This window comes from Roseomonas sp. BN140053, assembly GCF_047690175.1.
Taxonomy (GTDB): Bacteria; Pseudomonadota; Alphaproteobacteria; order Acetobacterales; family Acetobacteraceae; genus Roseomonas.
Map to the genome: position 1 here is coordinate 56211 of NZ_JBLLEB010000003.1, position 22868 is coordinate 79078.

21 protein-coding genes and 1 tRNA gene are annotated in these 22868 nt (G+C 73.1%); 15 read left to right on the top strand and 7 right to left on the bottom strand.

Translation table 11 applies throughout. The annotated features are described in order from the left end of the window. Positions 1 to 54 precede the first annotated feature (54 nt). Positions 55 to 924 carry a type 1 glutamine amidotransferase gene (locus tag ACLIBK_RS04210; RefSeq protein WP_415385975.1) on the top strand — a complete coding sequence of 290 codons (870 nt, stop codon included), beginning with the start codon at positions 55 to 57 and terminating at the stop codon, positions 922 to 924. Between the two features lie 252 nt (positions 925 to 1176). Here ACLIBK_RS04210 and ACLIBK_RS04215 read toward each other — a convergent pair whose 3' ends face one another. Continuing rightward, positions 1177 to 1650 (bottom strand): MarR family winged helix-turn-helix transcriptional regulator, encoded by a 474-nt coding sequence (locus tag ACLIBK_RS04215; protein ID WP_415385976.1) that lies wholly within the window; start codon positions 1648 to 1650, stop codon positions 1177 to 1179. A gap of 303 nt (positions 1651 to 1953) precedes the next feature. On the opposite strand from ACLIBK_RS04215, the gene ACLIBK_RS04220 reads away from it, so the two are divergent. Then, complete coding sequence (locus ACLIBK_RS04220) at positions 1954 to 2991, top strand: Bug family tripartite tricarboxylate transporter substrate binding protein (RefSeq protein WP_415385977.1); 1038 nt, start codon at positions 1954 to 1956, stop codon at positions 2989 to 2991. A gap of 87 nt (positions 2992 to 3078) precedes the next feature. Then, the gene (locus ACLIBK_RS04225; protein ID WP_415385978.1) at positions 3079 to 4278 is read left to right on the top strand and encodes an LLM class flavin-dependent oxidoreductase; all 1200 of its coding nucleotides are present in this window, start codon (positions 3079 to 3081) and stop codon (positions 4276 to 4278) included. 54 nt (positions 4279 to 4332) lie between these two features. Here the strand turns inward: ACLIBK_RS04225 and ACLIBK_RS04230 are convergent, their stop codons facing one another. Beyond that, positions 4333 to 4650: a hypothetical protein gene (locus ACLIBK_RS04230; protein WP_415385979.1), complete on the bottom strand. Its 318-nt coding sequence runs from the start codon at positions 4648 to 4650 to the stop codon at positions 4333 to 4335. 191 nt (positions 4651 to 4841) lie between these two features. On the opposite strand from ACLIBK_RS04230, the gene ACLIBK_RS04235 reads away from it, so the two are divergent. Continuing rightward, entirely contained in the window at positions 4842 to 5663 is an 822-nt protein-coding gene (locus tag ACLIBK_RS04235) for an SDR family NAD(P)-dependent oxidoreductase (protein ID WP_415385980.1), read from the top strand. A 304-nt stretch (positions 5664 to 5967) separates the two neighbouring features. On the opposite strand, the gene glpK is transcribed toward ACLIBK_RS04235, so the two are convergent. Both glpK and ACLIBK_RS04245 read right to left on the bottom strand, forming a co-directional pair. Continuing rightward, entirely contained in the window at positions 5968 to 7461 is a 1494-nt protein-coding gene (gene glpK, locus ACLIBK_RS04240; protein ID WP_415385981.1) for a glycerol kinase GlpK, read from the bottom strand. 441 nt (positions 7462 to 7902) lie between these two features. Then, a complete protein-coding gene (locus ACLIBK_RS04245) occupies positions 7903 to 8772 on the bottom strand; it encodes a ModD protein (RefSeq protein WP_415385982.1) in 870 nt (289 codons plus the stop codon). 409 nt (positions 8773 to 9181) lie between these two features. Here ACLIBK_RS04245 and ispH point away from each other — a divergent pair, with 409 nt between their 5' ends. The 4 genes from ispH (at position 9182) to ACLIBK_RS04265 (ending at position 14210) form a co-directional block, all read left to right on the top strand. After that, positions 9182 to 10312 (top strand): 4-hydroxy-3-methylbut-2-enyl diphosphate reductase, encoded by a 1131-nt coding sequence (ispH, locus tag ACLIBK_RS04250; protein WP_415385983.1) that lies wholly within the window; start codon positions 9182 to 9184, stop codon positions 10310 to 10312. A 1-nt stretch (position 10313) separates the two neighbouring features. Next, positions 10314 to 11450, top strand: coding sequence for an adenosyl-hopene transferase HpnH (gene hpnH, locus ACLIBK_RS04255; RefSeq protein ID WP_415385984.1), 1137 nt, complete (start codon positions 10314 to 10316; stop codon positions 11448 to 11450). A 172-nt stretch (positions 11451 to 11622) separates the two neighbouring features. Then, complete coding sequence (locus tag ACLIBK_RS04260) at positions 11623 to 12951, top strand: MFS transporter (RefSeq protein ID WP_415385985.1); 1329 nt, start codon at positions 11623 to 11625, stop codon at positions 12949 to 12951. 11 nt (positions 12952 to 12962) lie between these two features. After that, positions 12963 to 14210, top strand: a complete 1248-nt coding sequence (locus ACLIBK_RS04265) for an arsenic transporter (protein WP_415385986.1) — start codon at positions 12963 to 12965, stop codon at positions 14208 to 14210. Positions 14211 to 14485: 275 nt separating this feature from the next. On the opposite strand, the gene ACLIBK_RS04270 is transcribed toward ACLIBK_RS04265, so the two are convergent. After that, entirely contained in the window at positions 14486 to 15286 is an 801-nt protein-coding gene (locus ACLIBK_RS04270) for a DUF3108 domain-containing protein (protein ID WP_415385987.1), read from the bottom strand. Between the two features lie 90 nt (positions 15287 to 15376). Between ACLIBK_RS04270 and ACLIBK_RS04275 the strand changes: the two genes are divergently transcribed. Then, a tRNA-Val gene (locus ACLIBK_RS04275) sits at positions 15377 to 15451 on the top strand. A 103-nt stretch (positions 15452 to 15554) separates the two neighbouring features. Here ACLIBK_RS04275 and ACLIBK_RS04280 read toward each other — a convergent pair. Next, entirely contained in the window at positions 15555 to 16757 is a 1203-nt protein-coding gene (locus ACLIBK_RS04280) for an aromatic amino acid transaminase (protein ID WP_415385988.1), read from the bottom strand. A 160-nt stretch (positions 16758 to 16917) separates the two neighbouring features. Beyond that, positions 16918 to 17514 carry a TetR/AcrR family transcriptional regulator gene (locus ACLIBK_RS04285; protein ID WP_415386246.1) on the bottom strand — a complete coding sequence of 199 codons (597 nt, stop codon included), beginning with the start codon at positions 17512 to 17514 and terminating at the stop codon, positions 16918 to 16920. A 193-nt stretch (positions 17515 to 17707) separates the two neighbouring features. On the opposite strand from ACLIBK_RS04285, the gene ACLIBK_RS04290 reads away from it, so the two are divergent. The 6 genes from ACLIBK_RS04290 to ACLIBK_RS04315 all read left to right on the top strand — a co-directional run bounded on the left by ACLIBK_RS04290 (position 17708) and on the right by ACLIBK_RS04315 (position 22865). Then, the gene (locus ACLIBK_RS04290; protein WP_415385989.1) at positions 17708 to 19012 is read left to right on the top strand and encodes an aromatic ring-hydroxylating oxygenase subunit alpha; all 1305 of its coding nucleotides are present in this window, start codon (positions 17708 to 17710) and stop codon (positions 19010 to 19012) included. Then, a complete protein-coding gene (locus tag ACLIBK_RS04295) occupies positions 19009 to 19617 on the top strand; it encodes an aromatic-ring-hydroxylating dioxygenase subunit beta (protein WP_415385990.1) in 609 nt (202 codons plus the stop codon). The genes ACLIBK_RS04290 and ACLIBK_RS04295 overlap by 4 nt, the downstream gene beginning before the upstream one ends. Further along, entirely contained in the window at positions 19614 to 20726 is a 1113-nt protein-coding gene (locus ACLIBK_RS04300) for a hypothetical protein (protein WP_415385991.1), read from the top strand. Before ACLIBK_RS04295 ends, ACLIBK_RS04300 begins: the two co-directional genes overlap by 4 nt. Further along, positions 20707 to 21618 carry an alpha/beta hydrolase gene (locus tag ACLIBK_RS04305; protein ID WP_415385992.1) on the top strand — a complete coding sequence of 304 codons (912 nt, stop codon included), beginning with the start codon at positions 20707 to 20709 and terminating at the stop codon, positions 21616 to 21618. The genes ACLIBK_RS04300 and ACLIBK_RS04305 overlap by 20 nt, the downstream gene beginning before the upstream one ends. Then, positions 21615 to 22331: a hypothetical protein gene (locus ACLIBK_RS04310; protein ID WP_415385993.1), complete on the top strand. Its 717-nt coding sequence runs from the start codon at positions 21615 to 21617 to the stop codon at positions 22329 to 22331. Before ACLIBK_RS04305 ends, ACLIBK_RS04310 begins: the two co-directional genes overlap by 4 nt. Before the next feature lie 132 nt (positions 22332 to 22463). Then, a complete protein-coding gene (locus ACLIBK_RS04315; RefSeq protein WP_415385994.1) occupies positions 22464 to 22865 on the top strand; it encodes a VOC family protein in 402 nt (133 codons plus the stop codon). Positions 22866 to 22868 lie beyond the last annotated feature (3 nt).

Here is a 22868-nt window from a genome sequence, read left to right on the forward strand (position 1 = left end):
TGCCCATCTTCCCGGAACAACGGCCGCCACCGGCCGGGCCTTCCAGGATGATCCATGACACAGGACTACCGTTTCCTCGTGGCCGAGAGCGAGTTGCCCGAGGACCGTGAAGCGCGGCGCGAGAGCGTGGGCCGCAGTTCCGGCGAAACCTATGCCGACACGCTGCGCGCCCTGGTGCCGGGCGCCCGGGTCGAGCAGCTGAAGCCGGCCGAGGAGAATTCGCCGCGGCAGGAGCCGGAGGTACTGCGCCGCTTCGACGCCGTGTTCCTGTGCGGCTCGCCCCTGCACCTTTACGAGGACTCGCCCGAGGTCCGCCGGCAGGTGGAATTCATGCGCGCCGTCTTTGCGTCCGGCACGCCGGCCTTCGGCTCCTGCGCCGGGCTGCAGGTGGCCACGGTGGCAGCGGGCGGCTCGGTGCGCCCCAATGCCCGCGGCCACGAGGCCGGCTTCGCCCGCCGCATCACCCCCACGCCCGAGGGCGCCGCGCATCCCCTGCTGTCCGGCCGCCCCCCGGCCTTCGACGCGCCCGCCATCCATTCCGACGAGGTGGAGGAACTGCCCGAGGGCGCCACCCTGCTGGCCTCCAACGGGGTGACGCGGGTGCAGGCGGCCGAGATCCGTTCCGGCGAGGGCGTGTTCTGGGGTGTGCAGTACCATCCGGAGCTGACGCTGTTCGAGGTGGCCAAGGCGCTGCGCCGGCAGGCCGGGAGCCTGGTGGAAGGCGGGCTGGTGCACGACCGCGCCACCGTCGGCGCCCAGGCCGAACTGATCGAGGCGCTGGACCGCGAGCCGGAGCGCCGTGACCTCGCTTGGCGCCTCGGCCTGGACCGGCAGGTGACCGACCCCGTCCTGCGGCAGGCGGAGCTGCGCAACTTCCTCCGCCACCTCGTGGCGCCGACCCGCGCGGCGCGCGGGCGGGGGTGAGTTCGGGATGTTCTGGCGTCGGCCAGGGGCGCTGCCCCTGGACCCCGCCGGGGAGCTTAGGCTCCCCGGACCCCACGTTGAGTGCCTCCGGCGGGGGCGGGATGGCCGACGGCAGCCATGATGGACAGCGCTGTCCGGCCCGCCCCCGCCGGAGGCACTCATGAGGTCGAGGAGCCCAAGCTCCTCGCGGGGTGTCCAGAGGGGCAGAGCCCCTCTGGCCCAGGCTCGAACGCCAAGAGCGACCCCGGCCCGCTAGGCCGGCGGTTCCAGCCCGACGAGCTTGCGCAGGAGATGGAGGAACTGGCGCTGTTCCTCCGCCGACAAGGGCGCCAGGAAGCGCTGCTGGGTGCGGACCACGGCGGGGGCCATGTCGCGCACCAGGCGGCGGCCGGCGGGGGGCAGGAACAGCAGGCGGCCGCGGCGGTCGCGCGGGTTGACCTCGCGCACCACCAGCCCCGCGCGTTCCAGGCGGGCCACGATGTCGCCGGTGGTCCAGCGGTCCAGGTCCACCAGCTCGGCCAGGGTGTTCTGGTCCACGCCGGGGTTGTGGGCCAGCGCCACCAGGATGACGTGCTGCGGCCCGGTGATGCCGAACTCGCGCGCTTCCTCGCTGTAGGCGGCACTGGAGCGCTGCATGGCCCGGCGCATGAGGTGGCCGGGCTTGTCGCTGAGCGGGTGGATCAACTCCTCCGGCTCGGCGGAGGGCGGGGAAGGGGCTTTCGCCACGCAAGGTCCTGGTTCGGCGGGCGGCCGCCCGCCCCGGCCGGGGATTGATGCCCGCTCGGGTCGCCCGCGTCCACCGCCGGGGCTTGGGCGGCTTGCCGGAAAGGTGGTGTAGCTCCTAGGCTCGGGGCCGCGGCGGCCGCGGGGTTTTCCCGGTGGCGGCCAGCGGTCTTCGGGGAGGCGGTGGAGTTCGTCGGGGCGGCCGCGGGCCGGCGCTCGGCAGCCCCGGTCGCGCCGCCTCTCCCGCGGGCCCGGATGGTTCGAGCCGGCCAGGCGCCGGTTCTCGGGAGGGGACACGAAAAGGCCATGACCACGCGATTCCGCCGCAGGACTGCCCTGGGCGCGTTGCTGCTGCTTTCCGCCCTGGCGCTGCCGGCGGCGGCCCAGGCACCGGCCCAGCCCACGCCAGCCCAGGCCGCCCCCGCGCAGGCTGCGCCGGGTGGCTGGGCGCCGGACCGGCCGGTGCGCGTGATCGTGCCGGGGGCGCCGGGCAGCGGCGCCGACACCGCGGCGCGCGCCGTGGCGCAGCGCATGGCGGAATTCACCCGCGCGACGATCGTGGTGGAGAACCAGGCCGGCGGCGGCGGGGTGGTGGGCATCCTGTCCGCCGCCCGCGCCCGCCCGGACGGCCTGACGCTGCTGGCCGCGGTGTCGGGGGTGCTGCTGGGGCCGCTGATCGACCGCAGCCTGCCCTATGATGCCGGGCGGGATCTCGCCGCCGTGTCGCAGTTCCACCGGACGGCAGTGGTGCTGATGGTGACCAACGCCACCCCGGCGCGCACGCTGGCGGAGTTCGCGGCGCTGGTGCGCGGCGCGCCCGGGCAGTTCAACATGGGCAATTTCGGCTACGGCTCGTCGAGCCACCTGATCAGCGAGATGATCGCCAAGCGCGCCGGCGGGCTGCAATGGCAGACCGTGCCGTTCCAGAGCAGCCCGCCGCTGATCCGCGACATGCTGGCCGGGCACATCTGCTGCGGCGTGTCCGATATCGGCTCGGCGCGCGAGATGCTGCGCGACCGGATGCTGCGGCCCCTGGCGGTCAGCGGCGCCGCGCGGTCGGAAGCCCTGCCCGAGGTGCCCACCTTGTCCGAGCAGGGCGTTCCCGGCCTGGAGGTGGCGATCTGGCAGGGCATGTTCGCCCCCGCCGGCACCCCCGCGCCGATCCTGGAATACTGGGGCCGCGCCGTGGCGCATGCCGTCCGCCAGCCCGAGCTCGTCCGGCTGTTCCGCGACATCGGCGCCGAGCCGGTCGGCAACACGCCGTCCGAGTTCAACGCCTATCTCGGCGAGCAGCGCGCCCTGTGGCAGCAGATCGTGGACGAGACCGGCATCCGCATCCAGTAGGATTAGGAGGCACAGCCCCTATTGCGTCGGGGCTGTGCCGGCTCTAGATCGCCTCACGTCCGGGGATGTGGCAGGGAGAAGTTGCCGATGAAGGTCTTCGTGTTCGATCTGGTGCCCTACTCGGCCAATCTGGAGCACCTGAAGGACGGGCAGGAACTGCCCTATCCGCTTTCCGGCAAGCATTTCGACCCGACGGTGGCCGCCACCACCTACGAGGAGCACCTGGAAGCCTGGGAGGAGCTGGACCGCCTGGGCTATGACGGCGTCGGCTTCAACGAGCACCACTGCTCGCCCTACGGGCTGATGAACTCGCCCAACCTGCTGGCGGCGGCGGCGACGCAGCGCACCAAGCGGCTGAAGCTGCTGATCTACGGCAACCTGCTGCCGCTGCACGAGCCGCTGCGCCTGGCGGAAGAGCTGGCCATGCTGGACTGCATGAGCCAGGGCCGCCTGATCTCCGGCTTCGCGCGCGGCATCCCGCGGGAATACCAGGTGCACAACGTGCCGCTGCCCGACAGTCGCGCGCGCTTCGAGGAAGCGCACGAGATCCTGCTGCGCGCCTGGCAGGAGGAGATCTTCTCCTACGAGGGCAAGTTCTGGCAGTACAAGGACGTCTCGATCTGGCCGCGGCCTTTCCAGCAGCCGCACCCGCCGATCTGGATGCCCATTACCGGTTCGCGCGAGAGCATCGAGTTTGCCGGCCGGCACAACATCCCCATCACCCCCGGCGTGGCGTCGCGCGGTTTGCGGGAGGACGTGATCCGCCTGTATGCGCAGTGCCTGGCGCAGAACGGGCACCAGATCACGCCCGACCACCTGAGCATCCCGGCCAACGTCTATGTCGCGGACAGCAAGGAACAGGCGATCCGCGAAACCGGGCCGCACTACCTGTACTTCAACCGCACGCTGTTCTCCCACGGCAACATCACCGAGACCAACCTGCAGCGCGCCGGCGGCTATGTCAGCCAGAATTCCAACGACTACATCCGGCCGGAGAACCTCGGGGAAGCGGCGCGGTCCCGCCAGGACTACCGCGGGCTGACGCAGGAGGTGATGGAGAAGCAGGCGCAGGCCATGCCCTGGGGCAGCGCGGACGAGGTGGCGGCCAAGCTGATCGAATCCGCCGAGCATGCCGGCGCCAACACCGTGCTGGTCAGCCTCAACCGCGGCGTGATGCCGCATGACATGTTCATGAACCAGATCCGGCGCTTCGCGAAGGAAGTCCTGCCGATCCTGCAGGCGCACGAAATCCGCACCTCGCGCGCCCTGGAAGCCGTGCCGGCCTGATCGCCGGCGCGTTGACCGGCCGGTGTTTCCGCACCGGCCGGAAGCAGTCGCGCCTCAGCTCGGCGCGGTCCATTCGATGTGGGCGCGGATGTCGCCCGTGTCCGCCTCAATCCAACCGTATTTCTGCGCCACCGCGAGCATGCCGTTCCAGCCTTCCTGCCAGGCAGGATCGTTGGCGCGCGGCGCGTTGCGCAGCAGCCAGTCGCGCGACACCCAGGCGACGGCGTCGTCCTGCAGGCGCAGCACGCCATCCAGCGCGTCGCGCAGTTGCGGCAGCGCGGTGCGCGGCGCTTCCATCACCAGCTTGAACCGCTTCAGGTCGTCCGTGTCCTCGAGATGCGGCGTCATGCCGGTGTCCACGCGGATCTGCATGTTTCCTCCTGCGCGGCGCGTGCAGCGTTGCGGCTGCGTCGCGCGCCGTCCGTGATGGCGCGCGGGTTCGATTGCGCGTCGCCGGAAGCCTATCCCATCATCCCCGCTCGAACAGGCCCGCGCCGCCGTTCGTGGTGGAAGCGCGGCAGGGGAGCGAGGCGTCCATGCGGGATTTCCAGGGAAAATGTGCGGTGATCACCGGCGCGGGTTCCGGCATCGGCCAGGGAATCGCGCTGGCCTTTGCCGGGGCCGGCGCCGCAGTGGCCGTGCTCGACATCCGCCCCGAAGGGCTGGAGAACACGGTGCGGCAGGTGGAAGCGCGCGGCGGCCGCGCCGTGCCGATCCTGGCCGACGTGTCCGACCGCGCCGCGGTGGAGCGCGCCGCGGCGGAAGCGGAGCGGGCGCTGGGGCGCATCGACATCGCCGTGAACAATGCCGGCATCGCCATGCACGGCCGCCCCATCGCGGAGCTGAGCCCGGCGGAATGGGACTGGGTGATCGGCGTCAACATCGGCGGCGTGCTGCACGGGATGCAGAGTTTCCTGCCGCGCATCCGCGCGCATGGCGGCGAGGGCTGGCTGGTGAACACCGCCTCCATCGGCGGCTTCCAGGTGCGGCCGGGCTGGCACACCGGCGCGTATTCCATGACCAAGGCGGCCGTGGTCTCCATCTCGGAGGCGCTGGAGCAGGACCTGGCCGGCACGCCGGTCGGCGTGTCCGTGCTGTGCCCCGCCGCCGTGGCCACGCAGCTGCACCTGTCCGGCCGCACCCGCCCCGAGCGCCTCGGCGGTGCCTATCAGCGCGCAGAGAACCACTTCCTGGGCGGTGAGATCGAGGGCGGGTTGTCGCCCGAGCTGGTCGGTCAGCGCCTGCTGCGCGGCTTGCGCGACCGCGAATTCTTCATCTTCACCCACAGCGCCCCCCGCAGCGCCGTGGACACCCGCCACGCCCGCCTGACCGAAGCCTTCGAGCGCACCGCGCGCTGGGAGCGCGAGATGGGGCTGTCGGCCTGAAAGGGGCGGGGGTCGCGCTCGTGGCCCGTGGGGGCTCTGCCCCCACGGGCCAGGCAGAGGCGGAGCCTTTGCCGGGGAGCTCGTAGGTCCCCGGACCCCGCCGTGAGTTGGCCCTGGTGGATACGGGGTCACTTCGCGGCGGCTACGCCCGCGAAGTGACCCCGTATCCACCAGGGCCATTCTTTTGCGAACGGAAGGTCCAGGAAACTCAGTTTCCTGGCGGGGGAGTGCGAGGGGGCAGAGCCCCCTCGTGGGGCACTCAGCGCAACACCCCAGACCGCCCCCAGGACCGATGGTGCCCGCCTCAGCGCACCAGCACGCGGCCGACGGCGTCGCGCCAGCCGGCGTAGCGGCTGCCGGCTTCGGTGGGGTCCATGCGGGGGGTGAAGCGGCGTTCCAGGCGCCAGTGGGTGGGGGCGCCGGCACCGGGGGCGGGGCAGAGGCCGGCCTGGAGGCCGGCGAGGTAAGCGGCGCCGAGGGCGGTGGTTTCGCCCAGTTCCGGCACGTCCACGGGGGCGCCGAGGGCGTCGGCCAGGAACTGCATGGTCCAGTGGCTGGCGGTCATGCCGCCATCGACGCGGAGAACGGTGTCGCCCAGGGCGGGCCAGTCCGCGCGCATGGCTTCCAGCAGGTCGCGGGTCTGCCAGGCGACGCTTTCCAGCGCGGCGCGGGCGATCTCGGCCGGGCCGGTGCCGCGGGTCAGGCCGAACAGGGCACCGCGGGCGGCGGCGTCCCAGTGCGGCGCGCCCAGGCCCACGAAGGCGGGCACGAAATGGACGCGCTGGGCAGGGTCGGCGCGGGCGGCGAGCTCGCCGCTCTCGGCGGCGTGGCGGATGATGCCGAGGCCGTCGCGCAGCCATTGCACCGCGGCACCAGCCACGAAGATGGCGCCTTCCAGGGCATAGGTACGCTGGCCGCCCAGCTGCCAGGCCAGGGTGGTCAGCAGCCGGTAGCGGGAGCGCACGGGGGTGTCGCCGGTGTTGAGCAGCGCGAAGCAGCCGGTGCCGTAGGTGGATTTCAGCATCCCCGGCGCGAAGCAGGCCTGGCCGAGCATGGCCGCGTGCTGGTCGCCCGCCACGCCGCGGATCGGCACGGCCGTGCCGAGGATGGCGGGGTCCGTGGTGCCGAACTCGGCGGCGCAGTCGCGCACCTCCGGCATCAGGGCGGCGGGAATGCGGAGATGGCGGAGCAGGTCGTCGTCCCAGGCGCCGCGGCGGATGTCGAACAGCATGGTGCGGGCGGCGTTGGTGGCGTCCGTGGCGTGGACGCGGCCGCCGGTGAGCTGCCACAGCAGGAAGCTGTCCACCGTGCCGAAGCAGAGCCGGCCGCGCGCGGCGGCGTCCCGTGCGCCGGGCAGGTGGTCCAGCAGCCAGGCGAGCTTGGTGGCGGAGAAATACGGGTCGGGGAGGAGGCCGGTGCGTTCGGCGATCAACTCCTCCAGCCCCTCGGCGCGCAGCTGGCCGCAAAGGGGGGCGGTGCGGCGGTCCTGCCAGACGATCGCGCGGTGCAGGGGCTGGCCGGTGTCGCGGTCCCACAGCAGGGTGGTTTCGCGCTGGTTGGTGATGCCGATGCCCGCCACCTGTGCGGCCTCGGCGCCCGCGCGGGCCAGGGCTTCGCGCAGGCAGGCGATCGAGCCGTCGCGCAGGTCCTCGGGCGCGTGCTCCACCCAGCCGGGGGCGGGGAAGTGCTGCGGCAGCTCGCGCTGCGCCGTGGCGCGCGGGCGCAGGTCGGCGCCAAAGGCGATGGCGCGGGTCGAGGTGGTGCCCTGGTCCAGCGCGAGCAGCACCGTGTCCGCCATTCCTGTTCCTTTCCCTGCGTCCGGTCCGCAGCATAGGAGCCTCGTCACCCCGCCTCCAAGGCAGCCGACCGTGTCCCCGTGACGGCGTCATCCCTGGCTGGTGCTCGGAGCTTTCCGGCGCGGGTGGCTGCCGGTGGTCATGGTGTTCGGGCATCGGCCAGGGGCGCTGCCCCTGGGCCCCGCCGGGGAGTTTAAACTCCCCGGACCCCACGATGAGCGCTCCGCGAGGAGGGGCTTGGGGACAGGCTGCCCCGTGAGGACGAACGGTTCCGCAAAGCCCCTCTTCGCGGAGCGCTCATGAGGTCGAGGAGCCTAAGCTCCTCGCGGGGGCTCCAAGGGGGCAGAGCCCCCTTGGCCCCGGCCGGAACATCCAGACCCGACCGGCAACCACCCGCGCCGGGAAGCTCCGGGTCGCCAGCCAGGGGCGGCTCCGTCGCCGGGTCAGTCCGGCTCGGCGGTGCGGCGGGCGGGGCGGTCGAGGGTGATGGACACTGGCAGGGGCGGGGCGGCGAAGGGGGCGACGGTGATCAGCAGGTCGGCGCCGGCACGGGTGAAGGCGGCGATGTTGGCCTCGTCCACGCCGGTGGCGGCCAGCAGGGGCGGGCGGGGATGGCCGGACAGGGCGCGGCGGACCTCGCCGATCTGCTCGGGGGACAGGTTGGTGCCTTGCAGCAGGTCGACCCCGGCATGGGCGAGCTGCACGGCCTCGTCCACGCCGCCGACCTCCACGGCCAGGCTGCGGCCGGGCGAGGCGGCGCGCAGGCGCGACACCCAGAGGTGGGGGGGCTCGCGGCCCAGGAAGCCGCGCTGCAGGGCGCAAACCAGCAGGCTGTCGGACAGGCCGAAGCGCAGCGGCGGGCAGCCGCCGGCGGTGGCGGCCTTGAAGAGGACGTCGCGGGCGCCGGGCAGGTGGCGGGGTGCGACGGCGAGCGCGACCTCGGCCCGGATCTGGCGGGCTAGGGTGCGGAGGCGGGCGGCCCGGGTGGCGACGCCGGACGCGGTTTCCAGCAGCGCCTGGGCGACGCGGGCGGCAGCGTGCAGGGGGGCGGCAGCCCCCTCGGCGGCCAGGATGGTGCTGCCGGCTTCCAACTGGGCGCCGGAAGTGCTGAGGCGGCGGACCTCGGTGCAGCCGGCGAGGCGGAACAGGGCTTCCGCTTCCTCGGCGCAGCAGACGGTCATGGGACCGGCGGCGCGCAGCACGGCGCGGGCCGGGGTGTCGGCCAAGCCCAGGGCCGCCGTGGTGAGGTCGCCGAAGGGCGCGTCCTCCCGCAGCATGGCCTCGAGCCGGTCGATGGCGATCGCGAAGGTCATGGCGCGGCGTTTCCCCACCCGGATGGGACGCGATGTGGCGGGAAGCGGGCCGAGGCTCAAGCGCGACGGGCGCAACCCCCCCGAGCGTCCGGCGCGGGGAAGCCGGGTGCGGCGGCCGGGCAAGCAGGCCGGGGAAGGGCAGGCGGGACGATGGCACCCGTCGCGGCTGGGGGCCGCTGCAGCGGGACCCCGGGCGAGCGGGCCGGGCTGCGTGGGCCGGACCGGCTTCCGGGATGGGCGCGCCGCGATCACAGGGCTGCGGGGCCGGCCGCAAACGGCGGGAAGGCGCTGGGCGCCAGGGGCGGGTCGTGCAAACTGGAAACGGGAGGGATTCGGCCGCTCTTCGCAATGGCGGGGGAGGTCCCATCTTGGGCTGCGGTCCGGGGCGCGCAGGCGCGGGAGTGTGTCGATGAGGGTCATCCTGGCGCAGCCGCGTGGCTTCTGCGCCGGCGTCGTCCGGGCCGTGGAGATCGTGGAGCGGGCGCTGGCCCGGCACGGCGCCCCGGTCTTCGTGCGGCACGAGATCGTCCACAACCGCCGCGTGGTGGATACCCTGCGGGACCAGGGGGCGGTGTTCGTGGAGGAGCTGGACGCGGTGCCGGAAGGGTCGGTGGCGGTGTTCAGCGCCCACGGCGTGGCGCCCAGCGTGGAGCGGCACGCGGCGGCGCGGCGCCTGTCCGTGCTGGACGCCACCTGCCCGCTGGTGGGCAAGGTGCACAGCGAGGGCCGCCGCTACGCCGCCCAGGGGCGGCAGGTGATCCTGATCGGCCATCGCGGCCATCCCGAGGTGGAGGGCACGCTGGGGCAGATCCCCGGCGGGGCGCATCTGGTGGCCGATGCCGAGGGCGTGGCGACGCTGCCCCTTTCGCCGGAGGCCCCGGTGGCCTACGTGACGCAGACCACGCTGTCGGTGGACGACACCCGGGCCACCATCGCGGCGATCCGGGCCCGCTTCCGCGACGTGGTGGGACCCGATACCCGCGACATCTGCTACGCCACGCAGAACCGGCAGGCGGCGGTGCGGGCTTTGGCGGAGGAAGCGGAGGTGGTGCTGGTGGTGGGGGCGGCGAACTCCTCCAACAGCAACCGGCTGCGCGAGATCGGGGCGGAGGGCGGGGTGCCCTGCTTCCTGATCCCCGACGCCGCGGCGCTGGACCCGGCCTGGGTGGCGGGCGCCTCGGTGGTGGGCGTCACCGCCGGGGCCTCGGCGCCGGAGGTGCTGGTGCAGGAGGTGGTGGAGGCGTTGCGCCGCCTGGGCGCGCGCAGCGTTGAAACCCTTCCGGGCTTGGTGGAGGACGTCCAGTTCCGGCTGCCGGCAGTTCTGCTGGACGCCGATCCTGGCGCGCCCTCGCGCGACGATCCCGGCGCGCCCCTGCGCGACGGTTCCCCCAGGGCGGTCCCGCCGGACCGCGCGGGTTCTTCCTTGCCGGCCTCCCCTTCGCTGGGGTCCTGGGGCGCGGCGCACGAGTTGGGCGAGCGGATCGGCTCTCCCCAGGGGCTTTCCCCGGGGCGGGCGGACGCGGCGCAGGAGACGATGTGAGATGGGCCTTCCGCTGGCGCAGCAGTTGAAGATCGGCGCCTATATCCTCAAGCAGCACGTCCTGGGACGGAAGCGCTACCCGCTGGTGCTGATGCTGGAGCCGTTGTTCCGCTGCAACCTCGCCTGCTCCGGCTGCGGCAAGATCGACTATCCCGCCCCGATCCTGAACCGGCGCCTCTCCTACGAGGACGCCATGCTGGCGATCGACGAGTGCGGCGCGCCCGTGGTGGCGATCGCCGGCGGCGAGCCGCTGCTGCACAAGGACATGCCCCGCATCGTCGAGGGCTTCCTCCAGAAGGGCAAGTTCGTGATCCTGTGCACGAACGCCCTGCTGCTCGAGAAGAAGATCGACGACTACAAGCCGCACCCGGCCTTCACCTGGGATATCCACCTGGATGGCGACCGGGAGATGCACGACAAGGCCGTCAGCAAGGACGGCGTCTACGACCGCGCCGTGGCGGCGCTGAAGGTGGCGCGCGACAAGGGTTTTCGGACCGCCATCAACTGCACCCTGTTCGACGGTGCCGACCCCGAACGGGTGGCGAAGTTCTTCGACGACGTCACCGCCATGGGCGTGGACGCCATCATGACCTCGCCGGGCTACGCCTATGAGCGCGCGCCCGATCAGCAGCACTTCCTGAACCGGCGCAAGACCAAGGAGCTGTTCCGCGGCATCCTGCACCGCGGCAAGGAGCGTAAGGGCAAGCGGCGCTGGCAGATCGGCAACTCGCCGCTGTTCATGGACTTCCTGGCGGGCAACCAGTCTTACGGCTGCACCCCCTGGGGCAACCCGACCCGCACCGTGTTCGGCTGGCAGCGGCCCTGCTACCTCGTGGGCGAGGGCTACGCCAAGACCTACAAGGAGCTGATGGAAACCACCGACTGGGACTCCTACGGCGTGGGCAACTACGAGAAGTGCGCCGACTGCATGGTGCATTCCGGCTTCGAGGCCACCGCCGCCATCGACGCCTTCCGCAAGCCCTGGAAGATGCTGGGCCTGGCCATCCGCGGCCCGCGCACGGAGGGCGAGATGGCGCCGGAGATCGACCTGTCGAAGCAGCGCAAGGCCGAATACGTGTTCTCCCGCCACGTCGAGACGGCGATGGAGGAGGAGAAGCAGAAGGCCAATGCCGCCTGAGCGAGGTTGTCTGATCCCGGCGGAGGCACCCCTGGGGCCGAGGGATTGAAAGCCCCTCGCGGGGGATCCAAGCGGGCAGGGTCCCCTTGGCCCGGGCTCGAACAAAACGGGCATCATCAACTCTGGCCCTGGTAGAAGCGTTGGGGGTGATCCTTTCCGGAAAGCCCCCCGCATGTCCGCTGCCGCATCCCCTGCCCTCGGGCAGGCGCGCCGACCCGCTCGCTCGGTCGGTTGGGGGCTGGATGGGCTGAACTTCTTTCTCGCCGACGTGCGGGACGGGCTGGGGCCCTACCTGGCGATCTACCTGCTGGCGGTGCGCGGGCCCAACCAGGGCTGGAACGAGGCCACCATCGGGCTGGTGGTCAGCCTGGCCGGCATTGTTGGGCTGCTGGCCCAGACCCCGGCCGGCGCGCTGATCGACCGCAGCCGCAACAAGCGGGGCATCGTGATCGCCGCCGCCCTGGCCGTGACGGCGAGCTGCCTGGCGCTGCCCTTCATCAGCGACTTCACCGCCGTGGCGGCCACGCAGTCGGTGGCGGCGGTGGCAGGGGCGGTGTTTCCCCCGGCGCTGGCCGCGATCACCCTGGGGGTGGTCGGGCCCAGGATGTTTTCCCGCCGCATCGGGCGCAACGAGGCCTTCAACCACGGTGGCAACGCGGTGTCCGCCGCGCTGGCGGCGGGCACCGCGGTGTGGTTCGGGCCGGGGGTGGTGTTCTGGATCATGGCCGGGCTGGCGGCGCTCAGCATCGGGGCGACGTTGCTGATCCCGGCCTCGGCCATCGACGACGACCTGGCGCGCGGCCTGGACGAGGCTGGCGCGGCCGAGGGTGCTACGGGCGAGCCGGGCGGCCACGAGGAGCCCTCGGCCTGGCGCAGCCTGCTCACCTGTCGGCCGCTGCTGGTCTTCGCGGCGCTGATGGCCTGCTTCCACCTGGCCAATGCCGCCATGCTGCCCACGGTTGGGCAGCTGCTGACGCGGGTGGTGGGGCAGGACTACGCCACCTCGCTGATCGCGGGCTGCATCGTGGCGGCGCAATGCGCGATGGTGCCGGTGGCCATGCTGGTGGGGGCCTGGGCGGACCAGTGGGGCCGCAAACCGATCTTCCTGGTGGCCTTCGGGGTGCTGGCGCTGCGCGGGCTGCTCTACGTGCTGTCCGACGACGTCTGGTGGCTGCTGGGCGTGCAGCTGCTGGACGGGGTGGGCGCCGGCATCTTCGGGGCGCTGTTTCCCGTGGTGGTGGCCGACCTGACGCGCGGCACCGGGCGCTTCAACGTCAGCCAGGGCGCGGTGGCCACGGCGCAGGGGCTGGGGGCGGCGCTCAGCGCCAGCCTGGCGGGGGCAGTGATCGTGAGGGTGGGGTATTCGGCGGCCTTTCTCACCCTGGGCGCCATCGCGGCAGCGGGTTTCCTGGGCTACCTGCTGCTGATGCCCGAAACCCGTGAGCCCGCCACCACCGCCGCACCGGCGGCAGGAACGCCCGCCCCGGCGGCCGCCTCCTAGGGGTGGCGCCGATGCAGCCGGCACTGGCGGTCTGGACCGTGGTGGCCCTGGCGACCGCCGGGGTGATCCTGCGGCCCTTCCGCTGGCCGGAAGCGGTCTGGGCGCTGGCGGGGGCCGCGACGCTGGTGGGTTTCGGCCTGCTGCCGCCGGCCGCGGCCTGGGAGGGCGTGCTGCGCGGCACCGACGTCTACCTCTTCCTGGTGGGCATGATGCTGCTGGCGGAGGTGGCGCGGCGCGAAGGGTTGTTCGACTGGCTGGCCGGCTTCGCGGTGCGCGCGGCGCGCGGCTCGGCCACCCGGCTGCTGCTGCTGGTCTACGGGGTGGGGGTGGTGACCACCGTATTCCTCAGCAACGACGCCACCGCGGTGGTGCTGACGCCCGCGGTCTATGCCGCCGCCCGCGCGGCCCGGGCGCCTCCGCTGCCGCACCTCTTCGCCTGCGCCCTGGTGGCCAACGCCGCCTCCTTCGTGCTGCCGATCTCCAACCCCGCCAACCTCGTGGTGTTCGGGCCGCACCTGCCGCCGCTGGGGGAATGGCTGCGGCATTTCACCCTGCCCTCGATCCTGGCGATCGGCGCCACCTTCGCGATGCTGCGCCTCACCCAGCGCCGCGACCTAGCGGGGCCGATCGAGACGCGGGTGACGGCGGTGGCGCTGGGGCGCGGCGGCCGGGCGGCGGGCCTCGGCATCCTGCTCACGGCGGCGGTGCTGCTGGGGGCCTCTGCGGCAGGGCTGGAACTGGGCTGGCCGACCTTTCTCGCCGGCGCCGCCACGACGCTGCTGGTGCTGCTCGTGACGCGGCAAGGGCCGCGCGGCGTGCTGGCGGGCGTGTCCTGGGGCGTGCTGCCGCTGGTGGCCGGGCTGTTCGTGCTGGTGGCGGCGCTGGAGGCGACGGGCGCGGTGCATGCGCTGGCCGGGCTGTTGGCCGACAGCGAGGTGCCGGGTGCGCTGGCGGCGGGGCTGGCCGTGGGCTTCGGCACCAACCTGACCAACAACCTGCCGGCCGGGCTGCTGGCGGGGGCGGTGCTGGAAGCCGGGCCGGCCTCGCCCCTGCTGGCGGGGGCGGTACTGATCGGGGTGGATCTGGGCCCGAACCTGTCGGTCACGGGGTCGCTGGCCACGCTGTTGTGGCTGGCCGCGATCCGGCGCGAGGGGCTGGCGGTCAGCGATGCCCAGTTCCTGCGGCTGGGCTTGGTCGTGATGCCGCCGGCACTGCTGTTGGCCCTGGCAGCGCTGGCTCTACAGCCCTTCGGTCACTGAACCGGGCCTCGGTCGCCGGGTTGAGTGGTTCCGGGTGTTCGGGCGTTGGCCAGGGGGCGCCGCCCCCTGGACCCCCGCCGGGGAGTTTAAACTCCCCGGACCCCACTTTGAGTGCCTCCGGTGGGGGCGGGATGGCCCACGTCGGTCATCGCGGGCATCGTCGGCCAACCCGCCCCCGCCGGAGGCACTCATGAGGTCCAGGAGCCTAAGCTCCTGGCGGGGGCTCCAAGGGGGCAGAGCCCCCTTGGCCACGGCCGAACACCCAGTCCCAGCCGTTATCGCCCGGCCGGGGCCGGGCCGACGCGAACCAGGGTGATCACCAGATTGCCGAACCAGGGGCTGGGCACTTCCAGCCGCACCGGTACCGGGGAGGTACCGGGCTGCACCTCGGCCAGCCAGGCCGAGCCCTCCTGCGGGCGCCGGTCGGTGGCGTCGTCGCCCCGGCGGAAGCCGGCGGTTTGCCGTCCCTCGAAGCGGCAATGCAGGGCGCGGCCGGACCAGGCGCTGCCGGAAGGCTGCAGCACCTCCCAGCGCACTGTTTGCGCCCGCATCTCCGTACGGCGGCGGCCGTCGTAAACGGCGGCCTGGGCCTCGCAGCGGCCGGTGCGGCGCACCTCGCGCAGCAGCTGTGCCACGGCCGAGAGCGAGTCGATCGTGCCGCGCTGCGCCTCGGGCGGCACCGGCTCGCGCTCTTCCTCGCTCAGGGGCGGCACCATCTGGCGCAGCACCGGCATGTCGCCCTCGTAGTCCACCACCGTGCTGCGCTCGCCGCCGCGCCAGGTGCCCTGGGCGAGGTAGCGGGCCGGCTGCACCCGGTCGCCGTTCCAGCGCCCGGTGGTGCGCGTGGTCATCCGCGTGCTGGAAAACACCGAGGCCACGCCGCGCACGCGGGAGCGAGTTTCCAGCGAGTAGTTCTGCGGGTCGTCGAGGTCCACGGTGGCCTCGACCTCCATCACGATCAGCCCGGCGGCGCGCACCTCGTAGGTGCCCTGCAACGCCGCGGCCCCTGCGGGAGTGCTGCATAACCCGGCGGTGCCGAGGGCGAGCAGCAGGGCGGGCAGGGGGGGGCGGGGCAAGGGCGTCACGCTGGCGGCAACGGGCCGCGCCGGGGGCTGGTTGCGTCGCTTGACACCCCGGGCGCCGGGGGATATCCGACGCCCCGGCCTGGGCGCGTAGCTCAGCGGGAGAGCATCGCCTTCACACGGCGGGGGTCGTAGGTTCAATCCCTACCGCGCCCACCAGGCCACTCCATCCCTCTCGCGCGGCGGCTTCCCCGGTCGGAAGCCTGGCCGCGCCTCCTTCCCCTTCGTGCAGGACGAGGCGCGACGGTGCGGTGCGGCCGCCTCAGCCCTCCTGTGTCACGGCGCGCAGGGCGGCGGCCACGCGGTCGATGTTGCTCTCGTTCACCGCCGCCATGCAGATGCGCCCGTCCTCCACCGCGTGCACGGCGGCTTCCGCCTTCATGCGCTGCATCTGCGCGACGCTCAGCCCGGAATAGGAGAAGAGCCCCTTCTGCCGGGTCAGGAAGCCGAAATCATGGCCGCTGTTGCGGCCCACGCGGTCCAGCAGCGCCTGCCGGGTGCCCACGATGCGCAGCCGCATGCTTTCCAGCTCCGCCCGCCAGTCGGCGCGCAGCACCGGGTCGCCCAGCACGGTGGCCACCAGCAACGCGCCGTGGGTGGGCGGGGTGGAGTAGATGTTGCGGGTGATGCTCTTCATGGTCTCGGTCAGCATCGTCGCCTGCTCGGCGCTCTCGGCCACCACGCTCAGCGCGCCGACGCGTTCGCCGTAGAGCGCGAAGGATTTGGAGAAGGAGGTCGCCACGAAGAGCGGCAGCCCCTTGGCGGCCAGCAGCCGCACCGGCGCCGTGTCCGCTTCCAGCCCGTCGCCGAAGCCGCCATAGGCGAGGTCCAGGAAGGGCACGAGGCGGCGTTCCGCCAGCAGGTCGGCCAGCTCCGCCCATTGCCCGGGCGACAGGTCGGCGCCGGTGGGGTTGTGGCAGCAGGCGTGCAGCAGCACCACCGTGCCGGCCGGCATCGCCGCCACCGCCTCGCGCATCGCCGCCCATTCCACCTCGCCGGTGGCGCGGTCGTAATAGGGATATTCCGCCACCTGCAGCCCCGCCGCCTGGAAGGTGCTGGGGTGGTTCAGCCAGGTCGGCCGGCTCATCGCCACGACCGCGCCGGGCTGCAGGCGGTTGATCACCTCCGCCCCCAGGCGGATCGCGCCGGTGCCGCCCAGGGTTTGCAGCGTGGCGACGCGGCCGCGCAGGCTGCCCGCCAGCGCGTCGCCGAACAGCAGGCTCTCGGCCCCCGCGCGCAGGCCGGGCAGGCCTTCGGACATCAGGTAGCCCCAGGGCGCCTGGCGCTGCATCACCTGCTCCTCCGCCGCGGCCACGGCGCGCATCACGGGGATGCGGCCCTGGGCGTCGTAGTACATGCCGACGCCGAGATTGGTCTTCTCGGCCCGCGGATCGGCCATGAAGTCCTGGAAGGACAGCAGGATCGGGTCCTGCGTGGCGGGTTGCAGGGCGTCGAAGAGGGACATGGGGAACAGCTCCTGTGGGCGGGGCGGCCCGGCGACGCCGTGCCGGGGGCGAAGGCCCTGGCGCGGCCCCGGACGCGAAGGCCGCCCTGCGGTGGGAGCGTTTCTGCCGCCGCGGCGAGGCGGCGGCAACCGGAGCGCGGCAGCGGCGCGCCGGAGCCCGTCAGGCCGCCGGGGTGCCGCCCGCTTCCGCCGCGGCATCGCCCAGCAGCAGCGCCGAGAAGTGCCGCGCCAGGCCGGGGATGTCGCGCAGATCGCCGAGGCGGCGGTTGATGGCGAAGCCGTCGAACGCCATCCAGGCGAGATGCGCCAGCATCGGCGCGGGAATGGCGGCGCGCCGGTCCGGCGGCAGGCCGTCGCGGATCAGCCGCGCCAGCCAGGCTTCCGCGTGGCGCAACAGGTCGTCCGGCTTCTGCGTGTCCTCGGGGGCGGCGGCCAGCGCCTCGATCAGCGTGTTGGCGAAGCCGTTGTCGGCGGCGGGGATCTCCTCCCACAGCCCGGTGAACAGGCGCTGCAGCCGCCGGCGCGGCGTCCGGTGGCGGCCGAGCTCCGCTTCCAGCGCCGCCAGCCGCGCTTCCAGCCAGGGCCGGTACACGGCGTAGAGCAGGGCGAGCTTGCTGGGGCAGTAGCTGTAAAGGTTGGCCACCGTGGTGCCGGCCGCCCGGGCGATCTGCGCCATCGACGTCGCCGTGTAGCCCTGCCGTGCGAACAGCGCGAAGGCGGCCGCCTGGATCGCCGCCTGCAACTCGGGCTTCTTCACCTGGGGCAAGCACCACACTCCGCACGGAACCGCGGCATCATGGCCGAGAAGCCCGGCCCCGGCGACCGCAGGGGACGGGCAGGCGGGGCGTAATCGGGCTTGCGGGTGCCGCGGAAAAAGGAATAGCGTTCGGTATTGGCCTCGGGGCCGGCGCCAGGCCGGCCGGGGTTCCTGGCCGGAAGGGCAGCGGAACATGGCGGATGACGCGCTGCGCGAACTGGTGGCCGAGGGCCGGGTGAGCGGGCGCGTGTACACCGATCCGGCGGTGTTCGAGCTGGAAATGGAGCGGCTCTTCGGCCGGCTCTGGCTCTTCGTGGCGCATGAGAGCCAGCTGCGCCGTCCCGGTGACTTCGTGCGCTCGCAGCTGGCGCGGCACGAGGTGATCGTGACCCGCGGCAATGACGGCGCGATCCATGTGCTGCACAACCGCTGCTCGCATCGCGGGGCGCGGCTGTGCATGACGGACCGCGGCAACGCGCGCCGCATCGTCTGCCCCTACCACGCCTGGGTGTTCCGCCCCGACGGCTCGCTGGCCAACGTGCCGCACGCGGAAAGCTACCCGCCGGGCTTCGACCTGGAGGCGGAGGGCAACCGGCTGCGCCGCGTGCCGCGGGTGGACAGCTACCGCGGCTTCGTCTTCGCCTCCCTCGCCGAGGATGGGCCGCCCCTGCGGGAGCACCTGGGCGAGATGGCGGCGGCGATCGACAACCTCGTGGACCGCGCTCCGAATGGCGAGGTGGAGCTGGCGGCGGCGAGCTTCTCCATCGAGTATCGCGGCAACTGGAAGTTCCACAACGAGAACGCGGCGGACATCTTCCACCCCGGCTTCGTGCACAGCTCCTCCGTCGGCACGGCGATGAGCGCGCCGGAGGGCGCCTGCACGCTGGACGCCGACCAGACGCGGGAGATGATGCTGGCCAACGGCTTCGGCCGCAGCCAGTGGGAGGGCATCCAGCTGACCGGCCTGCCCGGCGGGCACAGCTTCATGGGCGGCTTCTACCGCAAAGGCGTGCTGGCGCAGCAAACGGTGGACGACGCGACGCGGCGCTACCGCGAGGCGCTGGCGGCCGCGCGCGGGGCGGAGCGGGCCGAGGAGATCCTCTCGGTCAACCGCTTCAACAACCTGATCTTCCCCAACCTGAACCTGAACGCGCAATTCCAGCAGATGCGGCTGGTGCTACCGCTGGCAGTGGACCGCACGCTGATCCGCATCAGCTGCTTCCGCCTGGGCGGCGCGCCGGAGGAGATCTTCCACCGCGCCGTGCGCTTCCTCACCGCGCTCGGCTCGCCGGCTTCCATGATCTATTCCGACGATGTGGAGATGCTGGAGCGCTGCCAGGAAGGCCTTTCGGCCGATCCCGGCTTGTGGCTGAACTTCGAGCGCGGCCAGCACAGCGACGCGCGCGACGCGGCCGGGCGCCTCACGGGCACGGCCAGCGAGCTGCCGATGCGGGCGCAGTTCGCCGCCTGGGCCGAGCATATGCGGGCGGCGGCATGAGCGCGGCGATGCCGGACGCCGCGGCCGATGCGGTGAGCGCGGCGCCGCTCGCCGGGGCAGGCGACCCACCGGGCGCGGCGCTGCCCGGCGGGGCCGGCGATGCAGCGGGCGCGACGCCGCCCGCCACGGTGGATGCGGAGATCGAGCGCGCGGTGGCGGGCTTCCTGCGCCGCGAAGCCAGGCTGCTGGATGGCAGGCATTTCGCGGAATGGCTGGCGCTCTTCGCGCCGGACGGCCTGTACTGGGTGCCGAGCCAGCCCGGTCAGACGGACGCGCTGAACCTGCCCTCCATCATCCACGAGGATCGCGGCATCCTGGCGATGCGCGTGCAGCGGCTGCTGGAAGCCCGCGCCCTGGTGATGACGCCGATGCCGCGCACCCTGCACCTGCTGGGCAACATCGAGGTTTCCGCGGCAACGGGGGGAACGGTGGAAGCGGAAGCAGCGCTGGTGATGGTGGAGGTGCAGGACGGCCGGAAATCCGTGCTGGCCGGGCGCTGCTTCTACCGGCTGCGGCGCGCGGAGGATGGGTTCCGCATCGTGCTGAAGCGCGTGGACCTCCTCGATTGCGACGGCCGGCACGGGCCGATCACGGTGCCGCCGTGAGCGGCGCGGCGTTGGGGGAGCGGCCGGCCGCGGCGCTGCGGCCGGCGCTGCCGACCTATCGGCTCGACCGTTCCTTCGAGTGGAACGCGGAGAACGGGCCGCGCTTCGAAGGGCCTTTCCCGCCGGTGCCGGACACGCCGGAGAAGCGCTTCCTCGGCCTGCCCGTGCGCAGCCGCTTCGGGCTGGCGGCCAGCCTGGGGCTGCGCGCGCCCTGGGTGGAACTCTACGCGCGGCTCGGCTTCGACATCCTCACCTACAAGACGGTGCGGCTGCGGCCCAAGCTGGCCGCGCCGATGCCGAACTGGCTCTTCGTGCCCGACGACGCGCGGGCCGCCGACCCGGAGGCGCCGCTGCGCGCCGAGGCCGCGATCCCCGCCGATCCCGCGGCCGCCACGGCGGTGGGGTCCATCGCCATGCCCTCCAGCGACCCGGCGGTGTGGCGGCCGGACATCGCCCGCTGCCGCGCCCTGTTGCGCCCCGGCCAGGTGCTGGTGGTGTCCGTGGTGGGCACGGCGCGCGAGGGCATGGGGGAGGACGCCTTCGTGGCGGAATTCGAGGAGCTGGCCGCCGCCGTGCGCGAGGCCGGGGCGCAGGCGGTGGAGGCCAACCTGTCCTGCCCTAATGTCGGCCGCGGCGAGGGCGAGACCTACCTCAATGCGCCGCTGGCCGGGCGCATCGCCCGCGCCGTGCGGCGGGGTGCCGGCGGGCTGCCGGTGCTGCTGAAGATCGGCGCCGGGGCGGATGACGCGGCGCTGGCGGCGCTGCTGCGCGCGGTGGCCGGCAGCGCCGACGCCGTGACGGCGGTCAACGCGCCCAGCCGGGTCATCCTGGACGCGTCGGGCGCGCCCGCCTTCGGCACGGGGCGGGAACGTGCCGGGCTGATGGGCGGGGCGGTGCACGGCATCGCGCTGGACTGCGTCCGCCGCGCGGTGGACATCGTGCGGCGCGACCGGCTGGGGCTGGAGATCGTGGCGGTGGGCGGCGTGACCTCGCCGGCCCGCGCCCGCGCCATGCTGGAGGCCGGGGCCTGCGCCGCGCTGGCGGCCTCCGGCGCCGCCTGGAACCCCTATCTGGCGATGGAGGTGAAGCGTGCCGACCCCGCCCTCTGACGCACCGCCCTCCGCCGCGGCCGAGGCAGCCGCCGTGTTCCTGCACTACGGGCAGGCGGAACTGGACCGGCAATACGACCAGCGCCACTGGGACCCGAACGGCCCCGAGACCGTGGCCGGCTATGCCGCGCAGACGGCGGCGGCGCGGGCGCAGCTCGGCAACCACCGCAGCCTGCGCTACGGCGAGGGCGAGACGGACTGGCTGGACCTGTATCCCGCCGCCCAGCCGGAGGCGCCGATCCACGTCTTCCTGCATGGCGGCGCCTGGCGCTCGCTGAGCCGGCACGACAGTGGCTTCGCCGCACCCGCCTTCGTGGCAGCGGGGGCGCATTTCGTGGCGCCGGATTTCAGCGTGCTGCCGCAGACCGACCTGCCGGGCATGGTGGCGCAGGTGCGGCGCGCGCTGGGCTGGATCCATCGCGAAGCGCGCGGCGCGCTGGGCGGCGACCCCGGACGCATCCACGTCAGCGGCCATTCCTCGGGGGCGCATCTCGCCGCCTGCCTGCTGGCGACGGACTGGGCGGCGGAGGGCCTGCCGGCGGGGCTGATCCGCAGCGGCGTGCTGGTCAGCGGCCTTTACGACCTCCGGGCGGTGCGGCTCAGCTCCCGCCAGGACTACGTGAAGCTGACGGCGGAAAGCGAGGCGGCGCTGAGCCCGCTGCGGCACCTCGGCAAGATCCGCTGCCCCGTGGCCGTGTATTGCGGCGACAGCGAGAGCGCCGAGTTTTCCCGCCAGAGCCGCGACTTCGCCGCTGCCTTGCGCGAGGCCGGCCGCTTGGCGGATACCGCGGTGCTGGCCGGCCGCACGCATTTCACCGCCGTGCGCGACCTCGGCGACCCCGCCTCGCGGGTCGGCCGCACCGCCCTGCAACTGATGGAACTGACACCGTGAGCGGCTTTTCCTGGTTCGCCTTTGCCCGCAACCCCGACCCGGCCGCGCATCTCGGCGACGCCGCGGCGGGGGCGGTGCTGGAAATCCTGCGCGGCGTGCCGGCGCTGCGGCGTGGGCTGGTCTTCACCCCGCCGCCGGGGCAGGTGGCGCATCCCTTTCCGGGCGACGAGCGGGCGCCGATGCTGGCGCTGCAGCTGGACTTCGCCACGATCGAGGCGTTGGAAGCCGCCGTCGCGGCGGAGGGGCCGCTGCGCGCCCTGGCCGATGCCGCGCATGCCCTGCCGCCCGGCACGGCGGTGACGCAGCAGGCGATGGTGCGGCGGTCCTTTCCCGTGCCGGACGCCACGATCCGCACCGCGTCGGGCGGGCTGCCCTGTTCCTACCTCGTGCACTATCCCGGCCCGGCCGAGGACATGAACGCCTGGCTGGGCCACTACATCCGGCACCACCCCGCGCTGATGGCGCATTTCCCGGATGTGCGGGAGATCGAGATCTATTCGCGCCTCGACTGGTGCGGCGGCCTGCCCTGGGCGCGCGAGGAGATGATGCAACGCAACAAGCTGGTCTTCGACTCGCCCGAGGCGCTGAGCGCGGGGCTGCTGTCGCCGGCGCTGAAGGCGATGCGCGCGGATTTCCACCAGTTCCCGCCCTTCGCGGGCGGCAACGTCCATTACACGCTGCTGACGCGGCAGGTCGGCGGCACGCCGGACTAGCGCGCCGCTGGCCGAGTAAGCCGCGCGCCTGTGGCGCGCACCTTGTGCACCACAGGCGCACGCACCTTGCGCGCCACTGGCGCGAACACCTGGCCCGCCCGGCGGCGCGGCCACCACAGGAGGGATTTCCCGATGGCGAAGCTGCGGCACGTCGCGCTCCAGGTGCCCGATCTCGAGAAGGCGGCCGCCTTCTATGAGTCCGCGCTGGAGATGCAGCGGGTGAGCAAGGTGGAGAGCCCGATCGGCAACGCCATCTCGCTGTCCGACGGCGTGATGAACCTGACGCTGCTGCACTTCCCCGAAGGCACGCGCGGCGGCGTCAACGGCCCGGACTGGGCGGGGCTGCACCATTTCGGCTTCATCGTGGACAGCACGGCGGCCACCGAGGAGAAGATCACGGAAGCGGGCGGCCAGTTCTTCCTGCAGATGCCCTCCGGCTATCCCGGCGTGGACGCGGAGCGCAAGTTCAAGGACCCCAACGGCATCGTCTTCGACGTGTCCGAGCACGACTGGCGGCAGGCGAAGGCCGGCTAGCGC

Coding starts and splice junctions, on each gene's coding strand:
- ACLIBK_RS04210 (WP_415385975.1), top strand. CDS start 55: ATGACACAGGACTACCGTTTCCTCGTGGCCGAGAGCGAGTTGCCCGAG.
- ACLIBK_RS04220 (WP_415385977.1), top strand. CDS start 1,954: ATGACCACGCGATTCCGCCGCAGGACTGCCCTGGGCGCGTTGCTGCTG.
- ACLIBK_RS04225 (WP_415385978.1), top strand. CDS start 3,079: ATGAAGGTCTTCGTGTTCGATCTGGTGCCCTACTCGGCCAATCTGGAG.
- ACLIBK_RS04230 (WP_415385979.1), bottom strand. CDS start 4,650: ATGCAGATCCGCGTGGACACCGGCATGACGCCGCATCTCGAGGACACG.
- glpK (WP_415385981.1), bottom strand. CDS start 7,461: ATGGCGGACACGGTGCTGCTCGCGCTGGACCAGGGCACCACCTCGACC.
- ACLIBK_RS04245 (WP_415385982.1), bottom strand. CDS start 8,772: ATGACCTTCGCGATCGCCATCGACCGGCTCGAGGCCATGCTGCGGGAG.
- ispH (WP_415385983.1), top strand. CDS start 9,182: ATGAGGGTCATCCTGGCGCAGCCGCGTGGCTTCTGCGCCGGCGTCGTC.
- hpnH (WP_415385984.1), top strand. CDS start 10,314: ATGGGCCTTCCGCTGGCGCAGCAGTTGAAGATCGGCGCCTATATCCTC.
- ACLIBK_RS04260 (WP_415385985.1), top strand. CDS start 11,623: ATGTCCGCTGCCGCATCCCCTGCCCTCGGGCAGGCGCGCCGACCCGCT.
- ACLIBK_RS04265 (WP_415385986.1), top strand. CDS start 12,963: ATGCAGCCGGCACTGGCGGTCTGGACCGTGGTGGCCCTGGCGACCGCC.
- ACLIBK_RS04280 (WP_415385988.1), bottom strand. CDS start 16,757: ATGTCCCTCTTCGACGCCCTGCAACCCGCCACGCAGGACCCGATCCTG.
- ACLIBK_RS04290 (WP_415385989.1), top strand. CDS start 17,708: ATGGCGGATGACGCGCTGCGCGAACTGGTGGCCGAGGGCCGGGTGAGC.
- ACLIBK_RS04295 (WP_415385990.1), top strand. CDS start 19,009: ATGAGCGCGGCGATGCCGGACGCCGCGGCCGATGCGGTGAGCGCGGCG.
- ACLIBK_RS04315 (WP_415385994.1), top strand. CDS start 22,464: ATGGCGAAGCTGCGGCACGTCGCGCTCCAGGTGCCCGATCTCGAGAAG.